Raw genomic sequence first — 25,625 nt, 5'->3', positions numbered from 1 at the left:
AGCGCAAAAGAATAGGGCAATCGGGCCTTTAACTACCAGTTATCGCAAAATTATGGCAATTTTATTCGGCTAAAGCATGATTAGAAATTAATCTAATCTGCAAAAACAGAAACCAGTTTGCTCAAAGCCGCTTCCGGTGTCATCATCTCTTTTTCACCTGTACGGCGGTTCTTCACTTCCACTTCACCGCTCTTCAAGCCGCGCGGACCCACAACAATCTGGTAGGGTAAACCTATAAGATCCATAGAGGCGAACTTCGCACCAGCGCGTGTATCGCGATCATCGTAAAGCACTTCAACCCCGCCAGCTTCCAGCTTGGCATATAACTCTTCACAGGCACTATCGGTTTCGCTACCCGGTTTCATGTTGATCAAGCCAACATGAAACGGAGCAACGCTGTCTGGCCAGATAATGCCATCATCGTCATGATTGGCCTCAATCAACGCCCCCAACAATCGTGAAACGCCGATACCATAAGAACCCATATGAACAGGCACTTCACTGCCTTCACCAGTGGCGACCTTTGCCCCCATCGCATCCGAGTATTTGGTGCCAAAATAGAAAATGTGCCCGACTTCGATACCCCGCGCGGAAACCTTTTTGTCTTCCGCAACTTGCCCAAATGCTGCTTCATCGTGCATTTCGTCAGTAGCCGCATAGGGAGTTGTCCAGCTGGTAATGATTTCAGATAGATCACCATCAAAATCTGTTGCCTCGCTCGGAGTTTCCAGCGCAAGTATATCTTTATCCAAGAACACTTCACTCTCACCGGTAGAAGCAAGTACGATGAACTCGTGGCTCAAGTCACCGCCAATAGGACCTGTATCCGCTTTCATGGGAATAGCGGTCAGCCCCATGCGCTTAAAAGTACGCAGGTAAGCAACAAACATACGGTTGTATGCATGGCGGGCCCGCTCTTGGTCCACATCAAACGAGTACGCATCCTTCATCAAGAACTCACGGCCGCGCATCACACCAAAACGTGGGCGCACTTCATCGCGGAACTTCCATTGCACATGGAACAAGTTTAACGGTAAATCCTTGTAGGAGCGAACATAAGAGCGGAAAATATCCGTAATCATCTCTTCGTTGGTAGGACCATACAACATTTCACGCTCATGACGGTCCGTGATGCGCAGCATTTCCTTGCCATAGGCTTCATAGCGCCCACTTTCACGCCATAAGTCAGCGGACTGGATTGTTGGCATCAACAACTGCACAGCACCGGCACGCTTTTGTTCTTCCTCGACGATTTTCTGGATTTTATCCAAAACCCGAACCCCAAGCGGCAACCAGGCATAAATACCGGCGGACTGCTGGCGAATCATACCGGCACGCAGCATGAGGCGGTGCGAGACAATTTCAGCCTCTTTTGGGTTCTCTTTCAAGATAGGCAGAAAATAACGTGATAGGCGCATAGAATAGACTCATCATCTGGACTTGAATTATTATTGGCACTCAAAGCAAAACCGCAGCACAAATACAAGCCCTAGCCGCAAAAATCAGCAAAACTCCCTAACTATTTTGGTGTTAAACGGGCACCAGTTATAAACAGCACATTTATTAATCAAGACCAAATGATGGGCAAATAACGACAAAATAATGACAAACATGTGTCGTTAGGGTAAAGTTATTGCAACACAAAAACGACGGAGCGTGCTCCGCCATCGCAGTCTTAAGTCTTGGGAGGAATAGTTCTCAGGCGCCTTTATAAAAGAGCTGCCGGCTTTATAGCCAATGAGAACGTATAGACGCGGAACTTAAGTAGCAGCAAGGCCTCGTGCCTTGCTTCTTTTTTGCCCTAAGAAATTCCATATAGATAAATTACTTAGTGCAAAACATCATCGAACCACAGCATAAAGCTCTTCAAATGCCCCGCTTCTACTGCCCAATAAAATGTAGCAAATAACAGGCTCGTAAGCAGCGTGCACCATAATACCTTACGTAATAACAGCGGATTTTGCGGCGCACTGGCCGGCGTTCCGGGCACGACAGCTGCGCCATCTTCGTTTTGGGCACGAATACCAAAGGGCAACAGAGCCATAAAAATCACCCACCACATGACAAAATAAATACCAAGCGAAAGAGTAACTGACATGCGTTGCCCCTCTGAATTAGCAGGTAATACCCACATGAAGCATTAAGCTTGTTCCAACTCGGTTAGCGTACCTAAAAAATCCTTCGGATGCAAAAACAGCACCGGCTTACCATGGGCACCAATTTTCGGTTCGCCATCGCCCAAGATACGCGCCCCTTGCGCCACCAGCTGGTCACGCGCCGCTAAAATATCTTCCACCTCGTAACAAATGTGGTGAATACCGCCAGCGCTGTTTTTCTCTAAAAACTTGTTAATTGGAGAGTTATCACCCAAAGGCTCCAGTAGCTCGATTTTAGTATTGGGTAAATTCACGAAAACCGTTGATACTCCATGGTCCGGCTGCGCCACTTTTTCCGAAACATCGCCGCCCAGAGTATCACGATAAACTTTAAGGGCAGCTTCCATGTCTCGTACAGCAATAGCCACATGGTTTAATTTGCCAAGCATCAAAAGTCCTCCTTCAATCAATTCAGTATTGTAGGAGCAAAATTTTCAGCCCATGTCCACTAGGCACTTAGACATAGGAGATTGGTTGTAGAAAGAAGAAAAGCCATAATAACAAGGACTGGCTCCGCACAAAAGTTCTAGCCAGCCCTATAGAAATACTAAACGCGGCGAACCAGAGCCTTACATAATGGTTTTTTGCCCCAGTGCTCGACAACAGCATAGCGAGCACTACGCCGCGCCGCCTCGCGCACCAGCTCCACATCCTTGCGCCGTCCTTTCGGGATACTGATCACCGCACCATACACCGCATCACGAACCACATCTTCAAATGGAATTTCATCGCCATTTACGTCAGGATGACCAAACAATACTACGTCGATATCGCCCTCCAGATCGCCCTTGCCATTCACAGCCAGCGAAACCATGACGCAGCCGCCATAGGATAGTTTACGGCGTTCTTGAACGCCGGTCTCCTCTGGCGGGGCAATCAAATGGCCATCACGTACTGTAATGCCCACCGGTGCTTCATCAATGACCTCTAATGGCCCCGGACATAACCGCACCATATCCCCATCACGTATGATACGGGTATCTTCAACGCCGCGCCCAATGGCAAATTCTTTATGCGCTTGCATATGCGCCGCTTCGCCGTGAACAGGAACAACCCGCTTAGGCTTGAGCAAATCATAAACTTGGGCCAGCTCACCACGACGTGGATGGCCCGAAACATGTACCAAAGCATCACGATCCGTAATCACCTTGATATTCTGCTGGATGAGCTGGTTCATAATCCCGAATACGGCTTTTTCGTTGCCCGGAATAGTACGCGAGGAGAAAATGACCGTATCCCCAGCAGAAAGCGCAACCTGACGGTGATTATCACCAGCAATACGCGCCAAAGCCGCCCTATTCTCTCCCTGAGATCCGGTTAACAGTGCCACCACCTTATTACGCGGCAACAACCCATAGGCCTCTTCATCCAAAAACGCTGGTACACCATCAAGATAGCCCAACTCGCGTGCCAGCTCGCCGACCCGCAACATCGAACGGCCAATCATCACCACCTCACGCCCGGCTTCTTTGGCTGCCAGCGCAACCGCACGAATACGCGCCACGTTAGATGCAAAAGTGGTCACCGCCACCCGGTGTGGTGCGGCTTTAATCAACTCGGTCAGCTCGTCCTGAACATCCGCTTCACTTGGACTAATCCCCTCACGCATGGCATTGGTACTATCACAAATGAAGGCTTCCACACCCTCTTCACCAAGCTCACCCAATCGTGCCAGATCAATACCATCACCCACACCGGGGGTAAGATCAATTTTCCAATCCCCCGAGTGCACCACCATCTGCCCACTGGAACGAATAGCCAGCGCACATGCCTCGGGAATAGAGTGGGTCATGGCAATCAATTCTACGTCAAAAGCGCCAATCTGGTGCCGCTCTCCCGCATGAACGATATTGACAGGAATAGCTTCATCACGGCCATCATGGTGCCCTTTGGCAGCCAGCAGACCCGCCGTAAACGGCGTAGCATAAAGTGGCAGTTGCAGCTTGTCCCATAAATAGCCAAGCGCGCCATAATGGTCTTCGTGAGCATGGGTAATCACGATACCATCAATACGCGAACGTTCTTCCTCTAAAAAGCGAATATCTGGTAAAACGAGGTCAACACCGGGTAACTCGGGACCGGCAAAACAAATGCCAAAATCGACAATCAGCCAGCGGCGCTCATGCTCGGCTCCCACCCCATACAGGCCAAGATTCATGCCGATTTCACCGACACCTCCAAGCGGCAAAAAAACTATATCTGAGCGCGCGCCCATCAACTACTCCTGTTCTGCCCTGCTTCCATCGCAAGAGGCATATCTTCACGCTGTAGCGCTTATAATTAATTACGGATCAAGAAAAGAAAACATCGCCAGCTGAAACCAGCCGCTCTTTTCCGTTATGATCAATAGTGATCAACCGGCCATACTGGTCGATATCTTGAAACACACCTTTAAAGCTCTCGTTAATAAGCCGCACTTCAATGCTTTTGCCTATGCCAATGGCACGCGAGCGCCAACTCTCGCGCACACGCATAAAACCATCGGCCTGTAACCAGATTTCCCGCCAACGATGGAAGTGCTTGGCAAGTGCGTCAAATAACAATTCCGCTGAAACGCGATAACCCAACTCTTTAAGGTTGGTCGCCGGATAAAGCCCTAAATCCGGATGGTGGGCACAGTTGACACCAAACCCGCATACCAAAATCATACCGTCTTTGGTGTTATTTTCGCTCTCAAGCAAAATACCGGAAATTTTCTTACTACCAATCAAAAGATCGTTGGGCCACTTCAGTTCCACCAGTCGTAAACAACCGGTCAGCTCCTCCACAGCATCTGCCAGAGCAAGTGCTGCCACAAAGGGCAGCTGCATCACCTGCATCTGCGGGTTTTCGAGCTTTAAGATAACACTTGCAAACAAATTACCCGGCTCAGAGGTCCAGCTACGTCCTCGCCGTGCCCGCCCTTTTAACTGCTGGTCAGCCACCACCCAAAAGTCGGCAGGATAGCCAGCTCTGGCTTTATCAAGTGCAGTCAAATTCGTAGAATCGAGCGCATGATAGTGCTCGACAAAAAAACCCGGTGCTGAACGCACCGGGCCTTTATGGATCATTAGGTCATTCATACTGACTAGCTATCAGAACAATGACTGAGCAGCAAGAGAGGCTGCGCTAATTACCGGATTTGATAGAGCGATGTAAAAGCAAACCACTATACTTGACAGGCCCAGAACAATCTTCATTTCTCCGGACATCGGCAAGAATGCATCCGCAGGCTCATCAAAATAGATCACCTTCACAACACGCAGGTAGTAGAAGCAACTCACAACACTTGTCACCAAGCCAATGATAGCCAATGGTATCAAGTTTGCTTCAATAGCTGCGGAAAACACATTCAACTTGGCAAAAAAGCCAAAGAATGGCGGCACACCTGCTAAAGAGAACATCAAGAATGCCAGCAAAATTGCCATCACCGGATTGTGCTTGGAAAGCCCAGCCAAATCGGCGATCTCTTCCACCATGCCCTCTTTACGGCGCATGGACAAGATGCAGGCAAATGTACCAAGTGTCATGGCAAGATAAGCGCTGAGGTAAATCAGAACACCTTCCACACCTTGCTCGCTACCTGCAGCCAGCCCCACAAGAGCAAAACCCATGTGACCAATAGAAGAGTAGGCCATCAAGCGCTTGATGTTTTTCTGTCCAATCGCAGCAAATGCACCCAGTGCCATGGAAAGTATAGAAATAAACACAATGATCTGCTGCCAGTCGTGGGCTGTATTGCTAAAGCCGTCGATCAACACCCGCATTAACATACCAAACGCGGCAATTTTCGGTGCTGCTGCAAAGAATGCGGTTACGGGAGTAGGTGCACCCTCGTAAACATCCGGTGTCCACATATGGAACGGTACAGCAGAGATCTTGAAGCTTAAGCCTGCCAGCATGAATACCAGACCGATAACCAAACCAATTGAGGTTTCGCCGCGCGCCAATGCTTCACCAATAGCCGCAAATTCGATTTGCCCGGTAAAGCCGTAGATGAACGACATGCCATAGAGCAACATGCCAGAGGACAACGCCCCAAGCACAAAGTATTTCAAGCCCGCTTCTGTTGAGCGAATAGAATCGCGGTTGATGGCAGCAATCACGTAAAGAGCCAAAGATTGCAACTCAACACCAAGATACATGGCAATCAAGTCACCGGCCGAAATCATCAGCATCATACCGACGCTCGCCAGTACAATCAAAATCGGATACTCGAACCGGTCAAAGTTCTGCGCTCTGGCATAAGCCACAGACATGGCAATGGCAAAGCCCGAACCGATCAGCACCAGCACTTTCAAGAATTGCGCATAGGCATCTTGAATAAACGCACCATTAAACACTTCGCCATAATGCGGGCTGACAAGCAGCATAACGCCGGCAACAGTGAGTAATGCCACGCACACACCAGTGACCAGTGACGACGACTTGTCACCACCAAATGCGCCAACCATCAGCAACAACAGCGCCCCACCAGTGAGCAGCAGTTCCGGCATCAAGGGCATCAAATCAGCCATTTGTAAAAGCTCAGTTTGCATCAGTTTCACATGCCCCCTGATCACTGTGCCACTGCGGCAACAGCAGGCAGATGGCCCGCAGCTTCCACAGCAGTGCTATATTGAGAAATGAGAGCATCTACCGACGCCTGTGTCACATCCAGAACAGGCATTGGGTAGAAACCGAAGAAGATCACCAGTACAATCAGCGGCACCAGCAACACTTTTTCCCGCCCCGACAAATCGAGCAAGGATTTCAAGCTCTCCTTGTCCAGAGAACCGAAAACAACCCGGCGATACAAGAACAACGCATAGGCTGCAGAAAGGATAACACCGGTTGCGGCAAAGAAAGCCACCCAGGTATTGGCCTTAAACGCGCCGATTAATGTAAGGAATTCGCCAACAAAGCCCGATGTGCCTGGCAAACCTACGTTCGCCATGGTGAAGATCATAAATGCCACCGCATATTTCGGCATAATGTTCACCAAACCACCGTAGGCGGAAATCTGACGGGTGTGCATCCGGTCATAAATCACACCAACACAAAGGAACAGTGCGCCGGAAACCAGACCATGCGACAACATCTGGAACAAAGCACCCTGAATACCTTGGGCATTCATGGTGAAAATCCCCATGGTCACGTAGCCCATATGCGCTACAGAGGAATAGGCGATCAGCTTTTTAATATCTTCTTGTGCCAGCGCCACCAGCGAGGTGTAGATGATAGCTATCACCGAGAGGGTGAACACGAAAGGCGCAAACAACTCACTGGCCAGTGGGAACATGGGCAGCGAGAAGCGTAAGAAGCCATAGCCACCCATTTTCAAAAGAATACCCGCCAGAATAACCGAACCTGCGGTTGGCGCTTCCACGTGAGCATCTGGCAACCAAGTGTGAACTGGCCACATCGGCATTTTAACCGCAAAGCTGGCAAAGAATGCAAGCCACAGCCAAGTCTGCATATTTTCCGGGAATTTGGCTTCCATCAATGCTGGAATTTCCAAAGTACCGGCAAACCAGTACATGGAAAGAATAGCCACCAGCATCAACACCGAACCAAGCAGGGTATATAGAAAGAACTTATAGCTGGCATAAACCCGCCGTGGTCCGCCCCAAATACCGATAATCAGGAACATCGGAATAAGGCCAGCCTCGAAGAATACATAGAACAGCACCAGATCAAGCGCACAGAAAACACCAATCATCAGTGTTTCCAGGATCAAAAAGGCGATCATGTATTCTTTCACACGGGTCTGCACACTCTCCCAACTGGCCAGAATACAAAACGGCATCAGGAAAGTAGTCAGGATAACGAACAACATCGAAATGCCGTCCACACCCATGTAGTAGCTGAAGATACCCCCCATCCACTCGTGTTTTTCAACCATCTGGAAGCCGGGGTTTTCGTAGGTAAAACCGCCCCAAATGAACAACGAAACGATGAAAGTAAAGCAAGTGGTGATCAACGCCACCCGCCGGATGTTAGTTTTAGCTTCTTCATCATCACCGCGAACCAGCAGGATGAACAGGACCCCCACCAAAGGCAGGAAGGTCGTGATAGATAAAATAGACCAATCGCTCATCAGTGGGCTCCCCCGCCCGAGAACATTGAAAGGGTCACAAAGAACGTAACACCAATTAGCATCGCGAACGCATAGTGATAGATATAACCAGACTGCAAGCGCACAATTTGCGCAGACAACTTCTGAACTCGAGAGGCAACACCATCAGGCCCCAGCCCGTCGATAACAGCGCCATCACCACGTTTCCAAAGAAAACGCCCGATCTTCATAGAGGGTTTGACAAACAGGAAGTTGTAGAGCTCGTCAAAGTACCACTTATTCAGCAAGAACTGGTAAAGGGCATCGTGGCGTTCTGCCAGTTTCTTCGGCATTTCAGGTGCACGAATGTAGAACTGGTAAGCAAGCAAGAAGCCCGCAACCATCATCACAAACGGTGACAACTTCACCCAAGTCGGCACGTGGTGCATTTCATGCAATACATGGTTTTCAGCTCCGGTGAACAACGCTCCTTTCCAGAAAGCATCATAAGCTTCGCCAATGAAACCACTCTGGAATGCCATACCGGCAAACAGCGCACCGAAAGCCAGAATGAATAGCGGCATAGTCATCACCAGCGGGCTTTCATGCACATGCTTCATCACATCAACAGAAGCGCGCGGCTTGCCGTGGAATGTCATGAAAGTCAAACGCCATGAATAGAACGAGGTGAGGAACGCGGCAATAATGGTCATCCAGAACGCGTATTGCGAGAACATGTTATGCCCGGCAAACGTTGATTCAATGATCGCGTCTTTCGAAACAAAACCGGCTGTACCAATATACAGCTCCCCAAGGTGCGCCAGCGGGATACCAAAGCCGGTTAGCGCCAGCGTACCTATGAACATGGTCCAGTAGGTTACAGGGATCAGCTTACGCAAACCACCCATGCGACGCATGTCCTGTTCATCGGATACCGCATGGATTACAGAACCGGCACATAAGAACAACAGCGCTTTAAAGAACGCGTGTGTGAACAGGTGGAACACGGCCGCACCATATGCACCAACACCCAGCGCTGCAAACATATACCCCAGCTGCGAACAGGTGGAATAGGCAATCACGCGCTTGATGTCGTTTTGAACGCAGCCAATAGTACCGGCAAAAAACGCAGTGGTTGCACCAACAAATGTCACCACAGTCAATGCTGTATGCGAGTATTCAAAGATTGGCGATAAACGCGCCACCATGAACACACCCGCCGTCACCATGGTTGCCGCGTGGATCAACGCTGAAACCGGCGTTGGACCTTCCATCGCATCAGGAAGCCAAGTGTGCAACAGCAACTGTGCTGATTTACCCATAGCGCCCATGAACAACAACAGACAGATAACGGTAATCGCGCTATCAGCTGCAAGGCCAGTGCCTAGGAATGTCAGAACATTGCCCTCTTGACCCGCCACACTATTCACATTCTGGAAGATCACATCGTAATCAATTGAACCAAACAGAATGTAGATACCGCAAATACCCAGAGCAAAACCGAAGTCACCCACACGGTTGACCACAAACGCCTTCATCGCCGCCGCATTGGCACTTGGCTTTTTGAACCAGAAACCAATGAGAAGATAAGAAGCAAGGCCCACACCTTCCCAGCCGAAGAACATTTGCAACAAGTTGTCAGAGGTCACCAGCGATAGCATCGCAAAGGTAAACAGCGACAGATAGGCAAAGAAACGCGGCCGATGCGGATCGTGATGCATATATCCGATGGAATAGATATGCACCAATGCAGAAACTGTATTCACCACCACCAGCATGACAGCGGTCAGAGTATCAACGCGGATCGTCCAGTTAATAGATAAATCACCCGAACTGATCCATTGCAGAATTTCCAGCTGTACTTTTTCAGTACTGCCAAAACCTACTGAGAAGAAGGCAATCCATGAAAGGATAGCAGCAATCACCAGCAAGCTGCTGGTTATAAACTCGCTGGCCTTGGCCCCCAGTGCCCGTCCGAACAGACCGACAACCAAAAAGCCAACCAGCGGCAGAAAAACAATAGCAGAGTACATGTGCCGCTTAGCCTTTCATCATATTGATGTCTTCAACGGCGATAGATCCACGGTTACGGAAATAAACTACCAAAATAGCAAGCCCAATGGCCGCTTCGGCAGCTGCAACCGTCAGGACCAGCAGCGTGAAGATCTGCCCGACGAGATCATTAAGAAATACGGAGAACGCGACAAAATTAATGTTGACCGACAAGAGCAGCAGCTCAATCGACATCAAAATCACGATCACATTTTTCCGGTTCAAGAAAATTCCGAAAATCCCGATAGTAAACAGGATCGCCGCAACCGAAAGGTAATGGGAAATGCCTAATGCCATAGGTCCTATCGCTCTCCGTGGTGTTGAAGGGGCTGACCGGTGCACCTCACATGAAGGAGGTGCCGGTTTTCATCCCGCGGTGAAACAAACTTGATATTCATTATATCCCCTTCCGGTTTTCCACCGAAACCACCTCGATAGAGGTCTCGGGTGAACGGGCCACCTGCTCGGAGATATCCTGACGCTTAACGTTTTTCTTATGGCGTAGTGTCAGCACAATCGCCCCAACCATTGCCACCAGCAAAATGATGCCGCAGGTTTGGAAATAGAAAATATACTTGGTGTAGAGCACCTGCCCGATAGCAGCGATGTTTTGTACCTGCTCAGCACTTTGCATCGGCTCGGCGCCATGTCCAAAAGCCTCGGGGGCAAAATACCAGCCACTTACAGCCATAATCAGCTCGGCCAGCAAAATGAACCCGATGAGCGCCCCCACAGGCAAATACTGCAAAACCCCTTGCCGCATTTCGGCAAAGTCCACATCCAGCATCATCACCACAAACAGGAACAGCACCATCACCGCTCCCACGTAGACCACGATCAACAACATGGCCAGATATTCAGCACCAATAAGGACAAACAGCCCTGCCGCATTGATAAAGCAAGCAATCAAAAACAGTACCGAATGAACCGGATTACGCGCAGCAATCACCATAAAGGCGGATGCGACCGCAATCGCGGCGAACAGATAGAAGAATAGCTCCTGCAAAACCATAGAAGGTTGCCTCTGTCTCTATGTTTGCCCAAGCCCTTTACTAAAGGCTGAAGCATTGTTTTCACCGATCACCAAGCACAAAGCGCTTAGCGGTAAGGCGCATCCTCAGCGATATTGCGCGCAATCTCGCGTTCCCACCGTGCCCCGTTGGCAAGCAGCTTTTCTTTATCGTAAAACAGCTCTTCACGGGTCTCGGTAGCAAATTCAAAGTTCGGCCCTTCCACAATCGCATCCACTGGGCAAGCTTCCTGACAAAAACCGCAATATATGCATTTGGTCATGTCAATATCATAGCGTGTAGTGCGTCGTGTACCATCGTTTCGCCGCGGACCGGCTTCAATGGTAATGGCCTGAGCCGGACAAATCGCTTCACAAAGTTTACAAGCAATACAACGCTCTTCCCCGTTCGGATAACGCCGCAAAGCATGTTCTCCGCGAAAACGCGGACTTGTCGCCCCCTTCTCGAAGGGGTAGTTAATAGTCGGCTTTGGCTTAAAGAAGTATCGCATGGCGAGGAAGAATGCCGAGACAAACTCCTTCAGCAGCAGCGATTTTGCAGCCTGTTGCAGTCCCATAGCCTGGAGCCTCTCCTTGAGTGAAAGGTTACCAGCAAGTCTTTACAAAGAACCTGCAATGTAACCGGCGACCGGAAAACCGATCAACGTTAACAAAAATATCCCTAGTCGAAGTACAGGCATTATCCTTTTAAGGTTTTGCGCCCTAACTTCATCTTCTTGTTGCAGACGGTCTATCCGCGCTTGTAAACGTGCCAGCAATACAGCGCGATTAACCAAACCTATCAACAAACCAAGCCCGGCCCCAAAAAGGCCGGGAAAGGAAATCATCATACAGCACCACTCACAGGTGCCCAGCCCATAGCCATCAACACCGCAGCAACTGCAAACACCATAAACAGCGATAAGGGTAGGAACACTTTCCAGCCCAAACGCATTAACTGATCATAGCGATAGCGTGGCACCATTGCTTTCACCATTGCGAACATGAAGAACACCATCAGTGATTTGAGCAAAAACCACACGACCCCTGGAACCCATGTAAACGGAGCGACATCAACAGGCGGCAACCAGCCACCCATAAACAAAATGGTGGTGAGTGAACACATCAAGGCAATGGCCACATATTCACCCAGCATGAACATCATGTAAGGGGTCGAGCCATATTCAACCATAAAACCCGCAACCAGTTCAGATTCAGCCTCTGCCAAATCGAATGGAGGGCGGTTGGTTTCTGCTAATGCCGAGACAAAGAAAACAACAAACATCGGGAACAACGGTAACCAGTACCAGTTCAAAATGGTTAGCCACGGCACGCCCAGCATATTGGCAAGGCCGGTTTGCTGCGCATTCACAATGTCGCTAAGGTTCAGCGATCCCACACAAAGCAGCACGGTGACAATCACAAAGCCAATGGAAACCTCGTAGGAGACCATTTGCGCTGCAGAACGCAAGGCAGATAGAAACGGATACTTGGAGTTAGACGCCCAACCACCAATAATCACACCATATACGCCAAGGGATGAAATCGCGAAGACATACAAAATGCCCACGTTGATATCAGAGATCACCCAGCCATCGGCCATGGGAATAACCGCCCAGCCCGCAAGCGAGAGAATAACTGTGATCATTGGTGCAAACAGGAACAAGAACTTGTCGGAACTTGCCGGAATAACCGGCTCTTTCAAGACAAATTTCAAAAGGTCCGCAAAACTTTGCAAAAGCCCCCAAGGGCCAACCACGTTAGGACCACGGCGGATTTGCACCGCCGCCCAGATTTTACGGTCTGCGTAAAGAATATACGCAATGATCAACAGCAGCACGACCATGAGCAAAACGCTCTGCGCCACCATGATCAGCAAGGGAAACCCGTAGGAATTCCAAAATTCAGCCATAACGCCCCCTATTCCGCAGCTTCAGCCAAGCGCTTCTTGGCAAGGGCAGAGCACTGCGCCATTACCGCCGAAGCACGGGCGATTGGGTTGGTCAGGTAAAAATCGCTATAAACAGGAGCAAAGCCGGAACCTTGCATCTGTCCGCCAACAGCAGCAACTGCCTGCACAGCACTCACGTCTCCGGCCAAAATCTCGTCCACCTCACCTAGGTGCGGATGGGCTGCAATCATGGCAGCACGCAGCTGTACAAAACTGTCAAATGGTAAGGTCTTGTTCAACACACCGGAAAGGGCACGGAAAATCGCCCAGTCCTCACGCGCTTCTCCTGGAGGGAATGCCGCCCGGTTTGCCTGTTGTACACGGCCTTCAAGGTTCACATAGGTGCCGGACTTTTCAGTATAAGCCGCCGCAGGTAGAATAATATCCGCCCGGTGTGCTGCCCGATCCCCGTGGGTACCCACGTAAACGACAAAGGCATCGCCAAAAGCGTTCATGTCCAGCTCGTCAGCCCCTAGCAAGAACACCACATCAAGGGCCCCCTTACCAGCAGCTTCCTGCATCAGGGCAACGTCCTTGCCTTTGCCAGTTGGCACAAAGCCAACATCCAGCCCGCCAACACGGCTCGCCGCTGTGTGCAAAATGTTAAAGCCGTTCCACTCATCGCTGAGCGCACCGACTTCACCAGCAAGCTTGGCAGCTGTTGCCAGTACCGCCGCGCCATCTTCACGCGCCATCGCACCGCCACCAACAATAATCATTGGCCGCTTGGCACTCTTCAGCGTGGCAAAGAACTCGCCCTCACCCTTTGCCAGAGCGGCAAGACTGTCAGTACCAGCACCCAGATAATCATAGTCGTAAGTAAGATCTTCCGGCGTACTGATAGAGGCCACTTTCAAACCACCCTGACGCCAGATTTTGCGAATGCGGGCATTCAATACAGGAGCCTCGAGGCGCGGATTGGAACCCACCAACAAGATCGCATCAGCTTCTTCAATGCCCTCTATTGTGGTGTTGAACAGGTAGCTGCCACGGCCAAGGCTTGGATCAAGCTTTGCCCCATCCTGACGGCAATCAACATTGTCAGAGCCAAGCGCGTTCATCAGCGTTTTAAGCGCGAACAACTCTTCGGTAGAGGCCAGATCACCGGCAATCGCCCCGATTTTCTCTCCTGAAACACCATTGAGTTTCTGCGCAATCGCCGCAAACGCCTCGTTCCAGCTCGCTGCCTTGAGCTTGCCGTCAACTTTGACATACGGGCGATCAAGGCGCTGGGTCTTCAAGCCATCCCAGATAAAGCGGGATTTGTCGGAGATCCACTCCTCGTTCACCGCGTCATTAATCCGTGGCATAATGCGCATCACTTCACGCCCACGCGTATCAACGCGGATCGCCGAACCCATGGCATCCATCACATCGATGCTCTCGGTCTTGGTAAGCTCCCAAGGGCGCGCGTTAAACGCATAAGGACGCGATGTCAGCGCACCAACTGGACAAAGATCAATCACGTTGCCCTGCAATTCAGAGGACAGCGCCGCTTCCAAATACGTGGTAATCTCGGCATCTTCACCGCGGCCAATCAGCCCCAGCTCGGAAACACCGGCAATCTCGGTGGTGAAGCGTACACAGCGCGTGCAGTGAATGCAGCGCGACATGATCGTCTTAACCAATGGGCCAATATACTTGTTCTCGACCGCACGCTTGTTTTCACCAAAGCGGGAGCTGTCCACCCCATACGCCATGGCTTGGTCTTGCAAGTCACATTCGCCGCCCTGATCGCAAATCGGGCAATCCAGCGGGTGGTTGATGAGCAAAAACTCCATCACCCCCTCGCGGGCCTTCTTCACCATCGGGCTTTTGGTAAATACTTCCGGCGGCTGGCCTTCCGGCCCCGGACGCATGTCTTTCACGCTCATGGCACATGAGGCGGTCGGCTTTGGCGGCCCGCCCTTCACTTCCACAAGGCACATGCGGCAGTTACCGGCAATGGACAGCCGGTCATGATAACAAAAGCGCGGCACTTCCGCGCCAGCTTCTTCACAGGCCTGAAGCAGCGTGTAATCCGCTGGGACTTCAACCTCTTTGCCGTCTACGACAATCTTGCGCATTTCTCGCTCCTGCCTCCCGCTATTCTGCCGCTTGCGCCGGAGCGCTGCGTTTACGGGCGACATATTGGTCGATCCGGTCTTCAATCACCGGACGGAAATTGCGAATAAGCCCTTGAATTGGCCAAGCCGCCGCATCGCCAAGCGCACAAATAGTGTGCCCCTCAACCTGCTTGGTCACCTTGAACAGCATGTCGATTTCTTCATAGGAGCTTTCGCCCTTGACCATGCGTTCCATCACCCGCCACATCCAGCCGGTGCCCTCGCGGCACGGCGTACACTGGCCGCAGCTCTCGTGCTTGTAGAAGTAGGAAAGCCGGGCAATCGCCTTGATGATATCGGTGGACTTGTCCATGACAATCACCGCAGCAGTACCAAACGAAGAGCCAACCTCTTTCATGCCGTCAAAATCCATCAGGGCTTCGCGCATATCCTCGCCCTTGACGCAAGGAACAGAAGAGCCACCCGGAATAACGGCCAGAAGATTATCCCATCCACCGCGAATACCGCCGCAATGGCGCTCAACGAGATCCTTGAAAGGGATACCCATCTCTTCTTCGACAGTACAAGGGCGCTCCACATGGCCGGAAATGGCAAACAGTTTGGTACCGGCGTTGTTTGGCCGGCCCATACCTGCAAACCATGCCCCGCCCCGCTTAAGGATAGTCGGTGCCACAGCAATGGATTCAACGTTGTTCACCGTGGTCGGGTTGCCATAAAGGCCCATATTGGCCGGGAATGGCGGCTTCAGCCGTGGCTGGCCTTTTTTCCCCTCAAGGCTCTCAAGCAGCGCTGTTTCCTCGCCGCAAATATAAGCCCCGGCACCGTGGTGAACGTAGATGTCAAAATCATAGCCGTTCTTGTTGTTCTTACCGATCAAGCCAGCATCATAAGCCTGATCAATCGCCGCTTGCAGGCGTTCACGCTCGCGAATGAACTCACCGCGCACATAAATGTAAGCGGCAATCGCCCCCATGGCGAAACCTGCCAGCAAACACCCCTCCACCAAATGGTGCGGGTCATGGCGTAGAATTTCGCGGTCTTTACAGGTGCCCGGCTCCGACTCATCGGCATTCACCACCAGATAAGCTGGGCGGCCGTCACTTTTCTTGGGCATGAATGACCATTTGAGGCCGGTTGGAAAGCCAGCCCCCCCGCGTCCGCGCAAACCCGAGGCTTTCATTTCCTCAATGATCCAGTCGCGGCCCTTGTCGATCACCTCTTTGGTGCCCGACCATGAACCACGCTGCATGGCACCTTTAAGGCCCCAATCATGCACGCCGTAAATATTGGTGAAGATACGATCAGAATCTTGCAACATCGCTTAACCCTCACCCTTCTGCGCAGCTTCTTCAGCCTGCGCTTTGGCATAGGCAGCGGCAAAATCATCAACACCGCCCTGCGCCGGACGAGGCACCCCGGTATAACCCGGCCCGCCAGTGTTGATCGCATCCCCTGCATAATGGTTTGTCACCGCATCAGAGCCGCTCACAGCCATTGGCACAGGATCCGCGCCCTTGGTGTCATCTTCGATATCGCCAAGCGTGGTCGCCCCGCCTTCCGGCATGGAGAAGCGGCGCTCCACCTGCGGCCCCGGAGTTACCGGCTTACCCGCGGCAATATCGTCGATCAGCTGTGTAAGGCTTTCCTCGGTCAAATCCTCGTAGGTATCCTTGAAGATCTGTACCATTGGCGCATTCACACAGGCCCCAAGGCACTCAACCTCTTCCCAAGAGAAATCGCCATCCTCGGAAAGCTCGTGCGCATGCTTGGCGATCTTGCTTTTACAAACCTTGATCAAACCTTCCGCGCCGCGCAGCTGGCATGGGGTGGTGCCGCACACTTGAATATGCGCTTTTTTACCTACCGGTTGCAGCTGAAACATGGTGTAGAAGGTTGCAACTTCCAAAACGCGGATATTCGGCATGTCAAGCAGCTCGGCCACCACACGGATTGCCGGCTCGCTGAGCCATCCCTCGTTTTGCTCTTGCGCCCGCCATAGAACGGGAATAACGGCAGAAGCCTGACGGCCCTGCGGATAGCGCTCGATCGTCTTGTTCACCCACGCCATATTCTCGGGCGTGAATTCAAAGCTCTCGGGCTGCTCGTGATGAAGACGCCGTACAGACATTACCGGTCAATCTCCCCGAATACGATGTCAAGAGAACCAAGCACCGCCGAAACATCGGCCAGCTGGTGGCCACGGCACAAGAAGTCCATAGCCTGTAGGTGGGCATAGCCCGGTGCCTTAATTTTGCAGCGATACGGCTTGTTAGAGCCATCAGAAACCAGATAAACACCAAATTCGCCCTTCGGCGCTTCTACCGCAGCATAAATTTCGCCAGCGGGCACATGGTAGCCCTCGGTGTAAAGCTTGAAGTGGTGGATCAGCGATTCCATTGAGCGCTTCATCTCGCCGCGCTTTGGCGGCACGATTTTACCATCCGTTGCCGAAACAGGCCCGCTGATGGACGACAGCTGCTCAACGCACTGCTTCATGATACGCACTGACTGGCGCATCTCGAACATGCGGATCAAATAGCGATCATAGCAATCGCCGTTTTTACCAATGGCGATATCAAAGTCCATTTCCTCGTAGCACTCATAGGGCTGCGATTTACGCAAATCCCATTTTGCGCCAGAGCCACGCACCATCACACCGGAGAAGCCCCAAGCCCACGCATCTTCAAGGCTGACAACGCCGATATCAACGTTACGCTGCTTGAAAATACGGTTATCGGTCAACAAGCCTTCGATATCGTCCAGCGTGCCAAGGAATGGATCACACCACGCGCCAATATCGTCAACAAGTGCCTGCGGAATATCCTGATGCACACCTCCCGGACGCACATAGGCCGCGTGCATACGCGCCCCGCAAGCCCGCTCGTAAAAGCCCATCAAGTCTTCGCGTGGCTCAAAGCCCCACAACGGAGGTGTCAAAGCACCAACGTCCATGGCCTGTGTGGTCACGTTCAGCAAATGCGATAGCAACCGGCCAATTTCCGAATACAGCACGCGGATCAATTGACCACGCTTTGGCACTTCAATGCCCAGCATCCGTTCCACCGCAAGCGCATAAGCATGCTCTTGGTTCATTGGTGCCACATAATCCAGACGGTCAAAATACGGTACCGCCTGCAAATAGGTCTTCTGTTCAATCAACTTTTCGGTGCCGCGATGCAGCAAACCGATATGCGGATCAACACGGGTCACAACTTCGCCGTCCAGCTCCAGCACCAGGCGCAACACACCGTGCGCCGCAGGGTGCTGCGGACCAAAGTTGATATTAAAATTTCGTACCTGAGCCTCAGCCATCAACGCACGCCTCAGTTCGATGCCTTCTCATCGCCTGGCAGCACATAATCTGTGCCCTCCCACGGCGAGAGAAAATCAAAATTGCGGAATTCTTGGGTAAGCTTCACCGGCTCGTAAACAACGCGCTTGCGCTCGTCATCATAGCGAACCTCAACATACCCGGTCAGCGGGAAGTCTTTGCGCAGCGGGAAGCCATCAAAACCATAGTCGGTCAAGATGCGGCGCAGATCAGGGTGATCGGAGAACAAAATGCCGTACATGTCGTAGGCTTCACGCTCAAACCAGTCAGCACCACAATAAACTGAGCATGCCGAAGGTACGGGCGTTTTGTCGTCTGTAGCAACCTTCACCCGAATACGCAGGTTATGTCGTGGTGACAACAGGTGATAGACAACATCAAAACGCTTCTCGCGTTCAGGGTAATCAACCCCGCAAATATCTACAAGAGCGACAAAACTGCACCGTGAATCATCACGCAAGAAACGCAGGACCTGTATAATTTTGTCTGCAGATACATTAAGCGTCAGCTCACCAAAGACCACTTTTTGGGAGATAACGCTCTCCCCAAGGGCCAATTCGATGGCTTCGCCAAGATCACTTAGTGTTTCGTCCATGAACCCGTTCCTGTCCGTTGGACATGAATGCTAATAGTGCGGCACACCGCACCAACTCTATCGTTCAATCGTACCGGTGCGGCGGATTTTCTTTTGCAGCAACAGCACACCATATAGCAGTGCTTCTGCAGTTGGTGGGCAGCCAGGCACATAAATATCGACAGGCACCACCCGGTCACAGCCACGCACCACCGAATAGGAATAGTGGTAATAGCCGCCACCATTGGCACAAGAGCCCATGGAGATTACATAGCGCGGTTCTGGCATCTGGTCATAGACCTTGCGCAGCGCCGGTGCCATTTTATTGGTCAGAGTGCCGGCAACAATCATCACATCTGATTGGCGGGGGGAACCGCGCGGTGCAAAGCCGAAGCGTTCGCCATCATAGCGCGGCATCGACATATGCATCATCTCAACAGCACAGCACGCCAGACCAAAGGTCATCCACATTAAGGAGCCAGTGCGCGCCCACTGAATCAGGCTATCGGTTGAAGTAACCAGAAAGCCTTTATCCGCCAGCTCGTTATTTACGTCCATGAAGAATGGATCACTCGCCCCTACCGGCTGACCAGTATTCGGGTCAATAATGCCTTTTGCCGGTTGCGACACGAGAGGCTGACCGTTTTGAGAAACTAATCCCATTCCAGAGCTCCCTTTTTCCATTCATAAATAAAGCCGATAGTCAAAACACCCAGAAATACCATCATGGATGTAAAACCAAACCAGCCAAGATCACCAAAAACGACTGACCATGGAAATAAAAACGCTACTTCCAGATCAAATATGATGAACAAAATTGAAACAAGGTAAAACCGAATATCAAACTTCATACGGGCATCATCAAAAGCATTGAAGCCACACTCGTATGCTGAGAGTTTTTCGGAATCAGGATTACGATACGCCAACACAAAAGGTGGAATGAGCAAAGCAAGCCCAATAACAAGTGCAATCCCGATAAAGACAACGATCGGGATGTATTCCCTAAGGAGGTCTTCCATTATAATTCGCGTCCTTGCGCGTAGTTGGCCAGTTGACCGCAACAAATTTGTACGATGGACTTGTAATATTAAATAGGCATTCCGATATCTACGAGCAGTGCCTATTGATAAGCCACAACATACCTCACCGCACGATTAGCTTAAGCGGACAAGGTAAAGCAAGCCCTCAAGCACATGTATTTGCGCCATTGAATCGCAACTAGTAAGCCATAAAACTGCGTCAATGCGTCAGGTGCGTCAAAAATCCGCAGTTTTCCTCGAAAGTTAAATTATGAGTATAAAACTCATGTATTTAAGATATTTTATGTGCTTTTTAATTTTCATTAAGTGAAATCCACAGCCTTCATCATAATAGCAACGACTTGCAGTAGATCATTGGTTTAAGGAGAGTCGTTTTACACGTATCTTGACAAAGATTTGCGGCACACAACCAAATTAATCCCGATGTAATCGATAGACCTCATTTTTCTGCTTTATAACTTAAGTAAACAAGCCGAATAACGACCGGACCTGCGACAAATGCATAAAAATTTAATTATTTCAATCGAACCCAACAAAATAGGCAATCATTGACCTACGAAGCCAGCAACCACCAACCCGCAAAATAGAAATAAGATGAATTGCATATAGATAAAAAGACAAAAGCCTGCAGCTTTGCAGCTAACAGGCTTTTTGACTTAATGGGTGGCGCGAGTGACGGGGCTCGAACCCGCGACCTCCGGCGTGACAGGCCGGCACTCTAACCAACTGAGCTACACCCGCCCATTATGTAATCTATTTAGTATCCACTTTAAAAAGTGGCGCGAGTGACGGGGCTCGAACCCGCGACCTCCGGCGTGACAGGCCGGCACTCTAACCAGCTGAGCTACACCCGCTCTAAACAGAACCCCAGCCCTAAAGCTTCAAAGAAAGTGGCGCGAGTGACGGGGCTCGAACCCGCGACCTCCGGCGTGACAGGCCGGCACTCTAACCAACTGAGCTACACCCGCTCTCTTCAAGGACGCTATGTTGTCCTGAGGTGGCGCTGATGTACGTCGTGGCGCTCACCAAGTCAAGCACCCAAAACAGCCTTTCAGAACATTTTCCTGAATAACTTCATAAAAAGTGCATTTTCGCCCCTTTTGCGAACGCAATTTGTGGAAAAGAAAATGGTTTCCCACAACCAGAAAGCCTTATTCTTCAATCCACTGCATCATTTACCTCTAGATTTTTTAAAACCTATTTCCTCAAAAGCCAAATAAACATGCCACCACCGATGATACCCGTCAAAATTCCCACAGGCATATCATCGGGCGCCAACAAAATACGCGCCAGCACATCACAACCGATCATAAAAATAGCACCGAACAACAAACAGCTTGGCAATAAGCGTAGATACGAACCACCAAAAAGCAGCCGCAGGAAATGCGGTACCACCAAGCCAACAAATCCAATCATCCCGGAAAACGAAACCATAACCCCGGTTATCAGCGCACTGACCACAAAAACTGAGAGCCGAAACTTGCTAACCTCTATCCCCATAGTTGAGGCTGTTTCATCGCCCAAAGTCATAGCCGTCATTTGCCGAGAACGAAACAGCAGATACCCTCCACATACCAAGAGCACAAGAGCGGGGTAAATGAGCTGAGACCACTGAGCCAAACCAAAGCCACCGAGCATCCAAAACACAACCGTATGGCTTGCCCTTGGATCACCAAGGTAAATGAGCAAATTTGCCAATGCCATCATAGCAAATGATACCGCAACTCCAGTGTGTACGAGTCTGTCAGCACCATGCCGGGCCGAAAACCGCATTATCCCGAGCACGAGTAAAGTTGCCAACATACCACCGGCAAAAGCCATCAACGGTACAGTCATCCCCCCCAAAAACAACCCGGTATGCAATAAAGCAGCAATAGCACCAAACGCAGCCCCGGAGGAAATACCAAGCAAGTGCGGCTCGGCCAAAGGGTTGCGCGTTACAGCCTGTAAACAAGCGCCGACAATAGCCAGACCGCCCCCAACAAGCCCCGCCAAAATCGCCCGCGGCAATCGAATTTGCCAAACAATTGCCTCCTGAGCTGGCTTCCATGCACCATCTACAGCCACATGATAAAGGTTCGTTTTATGAAGAAAGATCGCCAACGATTGGGCAATCGGAATATGCATAGAACCCAAGCTCAAAGCTAAAAAAAGCATCAGCACTAGCAAGCCTATGCCTAAAGCCATAATAAGCCCAAAGGGAAACACGCGAACATGCATGTATTATTCCTAACCTTAAATTTTATATGAAAATAAATTGGCGTAGCAAAGCTGCAAGACCACTGGTGGCACCATTTGAGTGGCGCTATTAGAAATGGCCGTAGCATTCACGCTACGGCCACATAATTATCCCCAAAAGGCTTTCAGCAGCTTTTTAATGGCTCGGATGTTACGCGGACCAGGCGTTGCCTCCACATATTCCAGAACGACAAAGCGATCATTCTTAACTGCATTCAACTCAGAAAAAGCCGGATTGTTTTTCATAAATTCAATTTTTTGCTCAGCGGTCACTTCACCATAATTGACAATAATGATCACATCCGGATTGCGCTCTACAACACTTTCCCAGCCAACAAGGGTCCAGCTTTTCTGCACATCATCCATAATATTGACGCCGCCCGCAGCTTCAATCATTGCCGTTGGCATCGCGTAGCGACCAGCAGTAAACGGCTTATCTTCGCCGCTATCATACAAGAAAACTTTTAAAGGCTTTTCGGGCCGCGGATAAGAATCTTTAAGAGCTGCAAGCTCTTGCTTATAGCCAGCAACCAGTTCTTCAGCACGTGCCTCAACGCCAAAAATACGCCCCAAATTCAACAAGTCGCGATACATATCATTAAGGCTCACTTTATCTTTAGGCCCAATGTGTATGCATGACTCGCTGAGTTCATAAACCTTAATGCCAAATGGCGCTAATGTTTCAGGTGTTATCTCACCACCCACTTTCATGCCGTAGTTCCAGCCAGCAAAATAAAAATCAGCGCCAGCACCCACCAGCACCTCTTTAGATGGATACCGCTTCGAAAGCTCAGGCAGCTTCTTCACCCCTTTACGCAGCTCCGCATCCAGTGTCCTCCAACCGGAAACCCCAGAGTATCCAACCATACGGTCCTGCAGCCCAAGGACCAGCATCATTTCGGTCAAACTCACATCATTCGAAACGGCCGCTTTGGGTGGTTGGTTAAAATCCACCTCACGATCACAACTTTTAACTGTTACGGCAAAACTAGGCAGTGTCATTAAGGCAAGCGCGCCCATGGCACCTAAAACGTGCTTTACAAACATTTTATGCTCCTGATTATATTTGAAATTGAAAAATTTCCTGCTGGCTTTTTTCCAGCTTTTCCAAGTGAGTCCTCACATTGAAAACTTGTGATATTAGCTTGGGTGTCAGCGCTTCAAAGCACCCACCTTGCGCCACAACACGCCCCTCATTCACCACAACCACATCATCGGCGTAACTGCGGGCAAGATTTAAATCATGCAAGCTGCAAACAATGGTGAGATCTAAAGTCTTTAAGAGTTCAAGAATTTCCAGCTGATGACGAATATCCAAATGATTTGTTGGCTCGTCCAAAATAAGAATACTCGGTTGTTGCACCAAAGCGCGTGCCACCATTACCCGCTGTTTCTCTCCGCCAGAAAGAGAGGAGAAGCTGCGTGTCGCTAATGGCTCCAACTCAAGTTGAGCCATAACTTTCGCGACAATATCGCCAATAGGCGCTATATGCTTTTTAGTAGGGGAAAGAACTGTTTTCTGTTGCAACTGCGCTCCGAGTGAAACCACTTCGTGCACTTGCAAGCCAAAATCCGCTGGCTGTTCTTGCAATACAGCAGCAACCGAGCTTGCCACTTCCCAGCTACTCAAATGCCAAATATCACACCCATTGAGTAAAACTCTACCGGCATTGGGTCTATGAAAGCGATAAAGTAATCGCAACAACGAGCTTTTTCCTGCGCCATTCGCCCCTACAATGGCTGTAAACCGTCCATTATATATCGATAGATTTACCCCTTTCACTAAAGAGATTTTGGAGCTAGGCCCCCAACTAACGTCCTCCAACTGAAAAGCAGGAATAGCTTTTGAGAGATTGGGGCTACACTGCGGCGTTTCACCGGTTGTCGTTAAATCAGGCGCACGACCATCTGAGTAAATAGAGTTATCAACGCAACTGTCGCCATCGTAGTTAGGGTCATGAGCAGGGCCTTTAAACAACCGCAGCTCATTTGCGCTCTTTGCAAGAGAATTCATAGTTTGTCACCTCCTGCAAGGCGCAAACAGCTAATAATAAATATTTGGAAAATATGAAACAATGCCCTCATCCTCATGAAAGGAACTGGCATCACTAGAGGTCAGGCAAACAAGCACAGCCGAAGGCCGCATACAGTAGATTCACCATAGTCACCCCCCGAGACACCCCGCCCGAATAATTGGTTGTATATGATGGCAGGTCTCCTGACTTACGGTTTTCGATAAAGCACCCTTCCCAAAGCAATGAAGCTTCAGTGGATATATGCTCATCAACCGCCTACAGTTGCGGGGGCAGTCACGGCTTTGCTTGGCGCACCGTGTTCCCTATTAATTTCTTCACAGCCACATAGCCGCTTAGAAAACCATCATTGGCATTTCTAGATTATAAAACAATCGTGTCAAGTCGGCCGTGCGAATTGCCTACCATCATCCACGGTCAAATACCATATATTGTACTCACAACTCACTCAGGCACCATATAACATAAGACCAAAGCATAAAGCACATGCCCTACGAGTGATGCCCAAGTTATGGGATGAAAATCCAGAAAGGCTGGTAAGCCAGCAATCAAATGTGCCATCCCATAAAGGGCAAAAACCCAAAGCCCAATGCCATACGCAAGGCCAAGCCAGAATTTGCCCATGTCATTAAATACTAAAAATATAATAGGACGAGCGATATAGATGTAGCCAAGAGGATAAAAAATCACCCCGACGCTTATATGTATCAACTCGGCGAGATAAGAATTTTGTAGTGAGAAAACCCCTTGAACCAATGCAGCTGGTTCCAATGGCCCTCCGACGAGCATGGGGGTAATAAGCCGCGCCCAAACCTCCCATACGATGAGTGCAAGCACACCTGCGACAACTGCCTGGCGTAACAGTTTAAGCGATAAGCTAGGAAAAACAGACAACACATCAAGCCCTCGTTAATAAACACAGGCAAGATATTGGCACCAGCATCAGACTAGGGAAACCCGAGGTAAAGACTAGAAACTAATAATAATGGAGAAATGGTGGGCGATGAGAGACTCGAACTCCCGACATCTTCGGTGTAAACGAAGCGCTCTACCAACTGAGCTAATCGCCCTCAAAGAGGTACGCCGTGTGGCGTGAGGAGGTATTTACGTGCTAACGGTTTATTGTGCAAGTGCTTTTTTTATTTTTACAAGCAAAACT

At 50.3% G+C, this 25,625-nt stretch carries 24 protein-coding genes, 4 tRNA genes and 1 riboswitch; all 28 genes read right to left on the bottom strand.

The annotated features are described in order from the left end of the window. Positions 1-92: 92 nt before the first annotated feature. The 28 genes from proS to AYK67_RS04220 all read right to left on the bottom strand — a co-directional run bounded on the left by proS (position 93) and on the right by AYK67_RS04220 (position 25,536). Positions 93-1,418 carry a proline--tRNA ligase gene (gene proS, locus AYK67_RS04355; RefSeq protein WP_068082808.1) on the bottom strand — a complete coding sequence of 442 codons (1,326 nt, stop codon included), beginning with the start codon at positions 1,416-1,418 and terminating at the stop codon, positions 93-95. Between the two features lie 410 nt (positions 1,419-1,828). Then, the gene (locus tag AYK67_RS04350) at positions 1,829-2,098 is read right to left on the bottom strand and encodes a DUF1467 family protein (RefSeq protein ID WP_068082805.1); all 270 of its coding nucleotides are present in this window, start codon (positions 2,096-2,098) and stop codon (positions 1,829-1,831) included. A 42-nt stretch (positions 2,099-2,140) separates the two neighbouring features. Continuing rightward, the gene (gene mce, locus AYK67_RS04345; RefSeq protein ID WP_068082802.1) at positions 2,141-2,545 is read right to left on the bottom strand and encodes a methylmalonyl-CoA epimerase; all 405 of its coding nucleotides are present in this window, start codon (positions 2,543-2,545) and stop codon (positions 2,141-2,143) included. Between the two features lie 158 nt (positions 2,546-2,703). Continuing rightward, positions 2,704-4,371 carry a ribonuclease J gene (locus AYK67_RS04340; RefSeq protein WP_068082800.1) on the bottom strand — a complete coding sequence of 556 codons (1,668 nt, stop codon included), beginning with the start codon at positions 4,369-4,371 and terminating at the stop codon, positions 2,704-2,706. Between the two features lie 76 nt (positions 4,372-4,447). Next, entirely contained in the window at positions 4,448-5,206 is a 759-nt protein-coding gene (locus AYK67_RS04335) for a biotin--[acetyl-CoA-carboxylase] ligase (RefSeq protein ID WP_208976208.1), read from the bottom strand. A gap of 24 nt (positions 5,207-5,230) precedes the next feature. Next, the gene (nuoN, locus tag AYK67_RS04330) at positions 5,231-6,673 is read right to left on the bottom strand and encodes an NADH-quinone oxidoreductase subunit NuoN (RefSeq protein ID WP_068082797.1); all 1,443 of its coding nucleotides are present in this window, start codon (positions 6,671-6,673) and stop codon (positions 5,231-5,233) included. Between the two features lie 20 nt (positions 6,674-6,693). Next, entirely contained in the window at positions 6,694-8,214 is a 1,521-nt protein-coding gene (locus AYK67_RS04325) for an NADH-quinone oxidoreductase subunit M (RefSeq protein WP_068082794.1), read from the bottom strand. Next, positions 8,214-10,205: an NADH-quinone oxidoreductase subunit L gene (nuoL, locus tag AYK67_RS04320; protein WP_068082792.1), complete on the bottom strand. Its 1,992-nt coding sequence runs from the start codon at positions 10,203-10,205 to the stop codon at positions 8,214-8,216. The genes AYK67_RS04325 and nuoL overlap by 1 nt, the downstream gene beginning before the upstream one ends. 7 nt (positions 10,206-10,212) lie before the next feature. Further along, the gene (gene nuoK / locus AYK67_RS16870; RefSeq protein ID WP_082735631.1) at positions 10,213-10,521 is read right to left on the bottom strand and encodes an NADH-quinone oxidoreductase subunit NuoK; all 309 of its coding nucleotides are present in this window, start codon (positions 10,519-10,521) and stop codon (positions 10,213-10,215) included. Between the two features lie 100 nt (positions 10,522-10,621). Continuing rightward, complete coding sequence (locus AYK67_RS04310; protein WP_068082786.1) at positions 10,622-11,236, bottom strand: NADH-quinone oxidoreductase subunit J; 615 nt, start codon at positions 11,234-11,236, stop codon at positions 10,622-10,624. A gap of 86 nt (positions 11,237-11,322) precedes the next feature. Next, positions 11,323-11,811, bottom strand: coding sequence for an NADH-quinone oxidoreductase subunit NuoI (gene nuoI, locus AYK67_RS04305; protein ID WP_068082781.1), 489 nt, complete (start codon positions 11,809-11,811; stop codon positions 11,323-11,325). A 42-nt stretch (positions 11,812-11,853) separates the two neighbouring features. Next, positions 11,854-12,084 carry a hypothetical protein gene (locus AYK67_RS04300; RefSeq protein ID WP_156453047.1) on the bottom strand — a complete coding sequence of 77 codons (231 nt, stop codon included), beginning with the start codon at positions 12,082-12,084 and terminating at the stop codon, positions 11,854-11,856. After that, positions 12,081-13,145, bottom strand: coding sequence for an NADH-quinone oxidoreductase subunit NuoH (gene nuoH / locus AYK67_RS04295; protein ID WP_068082776.1), 1,065 nt, complete (start codon positions 13,143-13,145; stop codon positions 12,081-12,083). Before nuoH ends, AYK67_RS04300 begins: the two co-directional genes overlap by 4 nt. Before the next feature lie 8 nt (positions 13,146-13,153). Next, positions 13,154-15,250 (bottom strand): NADH-quinone oxidoreductase subunit NuoG, encoded by a 2,097-nt coding sequence (gene nuoG, locus AYK67_RS04290; RefSeq protein WP_068082771.1) that lies wholly within the window; start codon positions 15,248-15,250, stop codon positions 13,154-13,156. A gap of 19 nt (positions 15,251-15,269) precedes the next feature. Then, positions 15,270-16,568 carry an NADH-quinone oxidoreductase subunit NuoF gene (gene nuoF / locus AYK67_RS04285; RefSeq protein WP_068082768.1) on the bottom strand — a complete coding sequence of 433 codons (1,299 nt, stop codon included), beginning with the start codon at positions 16,566-16,568 and terminating at the stop codon, positions 15,270-15,272. A 3-nt stretch (positions 16,569-16,571) separates the two neighbouring features. Beyond that, positions 16,572-17,378, bottom strand: a complete 807-nt coding sequence (nuoE, locus tag AYK67_RS04280) for an NADH-quinone oxidoreductase subunit NuoE (RefSeq protein ID WP_068082765.1) — start codon at positions 17,376-17,378, stop codon at positions 16,572-16,574. Further along, complete coding sequence (locus AYK67_RS04275) at positions 17,378-18,562, bottom strand: NADH-quinone oxidoreductase subunit D (protein WP_068082762.1); 1,185 nt, start codon at positions 18,560-18,562, stop codon at positions 17,378-17,380. Before AYK67_RS04275 ends, nuoE begins: the two co-directional genes overlap by 1 nt. An 11-nt stretch (positions 18,563-18,573) precedes the next feature. Next, the gene (locus AYK67_RS04270) at positions 18,574-19,176 is read right to left on the bottom strand and encodes an NADH-quinone oxidoreductase subunit C (RefSeq protein ID WP_068082759.1); all 603 of its coding nucleotides are present in this window, start codon (positions 19,174-19,176) and stop codon (positions 18,574-18,576) included. Positions 19,177-19,233: 57 nt separating this feature from the next. Beyond that, positions 19,234-19,818, bottom strand: a complete 585-nt coding sequence (locus AYK67_RS04265) for a NuoB/complex I 20 kDa subunit family protein (protein WP_068082756.1) — start codon at positions 19,816-19,818, stop codon at positions 19,234-19,236. Then, the gene (locus AYK67_RS04260) at positions 19,809-20,174 is read right to left on the bottom strand and encodes an NADH-quinone oxidoreductase subunit A (protein WP_068082753.1); all 366 of its coding nucleotides are present in this window, start codon (positions 20,172-20,174) and stop codon (positions 19,809-19,811) included. The genes AYK67_RS04265 and AYK67_RS04260 overlap by 10 nt, the downstream gene beginning before the upstream one ends. A gap of 685 nt (positions 20,175-20,859) precedes the next feature. Then, a tRNA-Asp gene (locus AYK67_RS04255) sits at positions 20,860-20,936 on the bottom strand. 36 nt (positions 20,937-20,972) lie between these two features. Further along, positions 20,973-21,049 (bottom strand) — tRNA-Asp (locus AYK67_RS04250). Between the two features lie 37 nt (positions 21,050-21,086). Next, positions 21,087-21,163, bottom strand: a tRNA-Asp gene (locus AYK67_RS04245). A gap of 229 nt (positions 21,164-21,392) precedes the next feature. Next, the gene (locus tag AYK67_RS04240) at positions 21,393-22,415 is read right to left on the bottom strand and encodes a FecCD family ABC transporter permease (RefSeq protein WP_068082749.1); all 1,023 of its coding nucleotides are present in this window, start codon (positions 22,413-22,415) and stop codon (positions 21,393-21,395) included. 126 nt (positions 22,416-22,541) lie between these two features. Continuing rightward, complete coding sequence (locus AYK67_RS04235) at positions 22,542-23,480, bottom strand: ABC transporter substrate-binding protein (RefSeq protein WP_068082745.1); 939 nt, start codon at positions 23,478-23,480, stop codon at positions 22,542-22,544. Between the two features lie 13 nt (positions 23,481-23,493). Next, a complete protein-coding gene (locus AYK67_RS04230; protein ID WP_082735630.1) occupies positions 23,494-24,447 on the bottom strand; it encodes an ABC transporter ATP-binding protein in 954 nt (317 codons plus the stop codon). 177 nt (positions 24,448-24,624) lie between these two features. Next, positions 24,625-24,829, bottom strand: a riboswitch (cobalamin riboswitch). A gap of 81 nt (positions 24,830-24,910) precedes the next feature. Next, a complete protein-coding gene (locus AYK67_RS04225; RefSeq protein ID WP_244266877.1) occupies positions 24,911-25,360 on the bottom strand; it encodes a hypothetical protein in 450 nt (149 codons plus the stop codon). A 100-nt stretch (positions 25,361-25,460) separates the two neighbouring features. Beyond that, positions 25,461-25,536, bottom strand: a tRNA-Val gene (locus AYK67_RS04220). Positions 25,537-25,625 lie beyond the last annotated feature (89 nt).

It is taken from the genome of Polycladidibacter stylochi (assembly GCF_001562055.1).
GTDB lineage: Bacteria > Pseudomonadota > Alphaproteobacteria > Rhizobiales > Stappiaceae > Pseudovibrio > Pseudovibrio stylochi.
Note: the sequence above shows the minus strand (reverse complement) of the source record. Positions and strands in the feature narration are given on the sequence as shown.

What these genes read in the sequence shown, in the direction of transcription:
- proS (WP_068082808.1), bottom strand. Translation starts at nt 1,418, where the DNA reads ATGCGCCTATCACGTTATTTTCTGCCTATCTTGAAAGAGAACCCAAAA.
- AYK67_RS04350 (WP_068082805.1), bottom strand. Translation starts at nt 2,098, where the DNA reads ATGTCAGTTACTCTTTCGCTTGGTATTTATTTTGTCATGTGGTGGGTG.
- mce (WP_068082802.1), bottom strand. Translation starts at nt 2,545, where the DNA reads ATGCTTGGCAAATTAAACCATGTGGCTATTGCTGTACGAGACATGGAA.
- AYK67_RS04340 (WP_068082800.1), bottom strand. Translation starts at nt 4,371, where the DNA reads ATGGGCGCGCGCTCAGATATAGTTTTTTTGCCGCTTGGAGGTGTCGGT.
- AYK67_RS04335 (WP_208976208.1), bottom strand. Translation starts at nt 5,206, where the DNA reads ATGATCCATAAAGGCCCGGTGCGTTCAGCACCGGGTTTTTTTGTCGAG.
- nuoN (WP_068082797.1), bottom strand. Translation starts at nt 6,673, where the DNA reads ATGCAAACTGAGCTTTTACAAATGGCTGATTTGATGCCCTTGATGCCG.
- AYK67_RS04325 (WP_068082794.1), bottom strand. Translation starts at nt 8,214, where the DNA reads ATGAGCGATTGGTCTATTTTATCTATCACGACCTTCCTGCCTTTGGTG.
- nuoL (WP_068082792.1), bottom strand. Translation starts at nt 10,205, where the DNA reads ATGTACTCTGCTATTGTTTTTCTGCCGCTGGTTGGCTTTTTGGTTGTC.
- nuoK (WP_082735631.1), bottom strand. Translation starts at nt 10,521, where the DNA reads ATGGCATTAGGCATTTCCCATTACCTTTCGGTTGCGGCGATCCTGTTT.
- AYK67_RS04310 (WP_068082786.1), bottom strand. Translation starts at nt 11,236, where the DNA reads ATGGTTTTGCAGGAGCTATTCTTCTATCTGTTCGCCGCGATTGCGGTC.
- nuoI (WP_068082781.1), bottom strand. Translation starts at nt 11,811, where the DNA reads ATGGGACTGCAACAGGCTGCAAAATCGCTGCTGCTGAAGGAGTTTGTC.
- AYK67_RS04300 (WP_156453047.1), bottom strand. Translation starts at nt 12,084, where the DNA reads ATGATGATTTCCTTTCCCGGCCTTTTTGGGGCCGGGCTTGGTTTGTTG.
- nuoH (WP_068082776.1), bottom strand. Translation starts at nt 13,145, where the DNA reads ATGGCTGAATTTTGGAATTCCTACGGGTTTCCCTTGCTGATCATGGTG.
- nuoG (WP_068082771.1), bottom strand. Translation starts at nt 15,250, where the DNA reads ATGCGCAAGATTGTCGTAGACGGCAAAGAGGTTGAAGTCCCAGCGGAT.
- nuoF (WP_068082768.1), bottom strand. Translation starts at nt 16,568, where the DNA reads ATGTTGCAAGATTCTGATCGTATCTTCACCAATATTTACGGCGTGCAT.
- nuoE (WP_068082765.1), bottom strand. Translation starts at nt 17,378, where the DNA reads ATGTCTGTACGGCGTCTTCATCACGAGCAGCCCGAGAGCTTTGAATTC.
- AYK67_RS04275 (WP_068082762.1), bottom strand. Translation starts at nt 18,562, where the DNA reads ATGGCTGAGGCTCAGGTACGAAATTTTAATATCAACTTTGGTCCGCAG.
- AYK67_RS04270 (WP_068082759.1), bottom strand. Translation starts at nt 19,176, where the DNA reads ATGGACGAAACACTAAGTGATCTTGGCGAAGCCATCGAATTGGCCCTT.
- AYK67_RS04265 (WP_068082756.1), bottom strand. Translation starts at nt 19,818, where the DNA reads ATGGGATTAGTTTCTCAAAACGGTCAGCCTCTCGTGTCGCAACCGGCA.
- AYK67_RS04260 (WP_068082753.1), bottom strand. Translation starts at nt 20,174, where the DNA reads ATGGAAGACCTCCTTAGGGAATACATCCCGATCGTTGTCTTTATCGGG.
- AYK67_RS04240 (WP_068082749.1), bottom strand. Translation starts at nt 22,415, where the DNA reads ATGCATGTTCGCGTGTTTCCCTTTGGGCTTATTATGGCTTTAGGCATA.
- AYK67_RS04235 (WP_068082745.1), bottom strand. Translation starts at nt 23,480, where the DNA reads ATGTTTGTAAAGCACGTTTTAGGTGCCATGGGCGCGCTTGCCTTAATG.
- AYK67_RS04230 (WP_082735630.1), bottom strand. Translation starts at nt 24,447, where the DNA reads ATGAATTCTCTTGCAAAGAGCGCAAATGAGCTGCGGTTGTTTAAAGGC.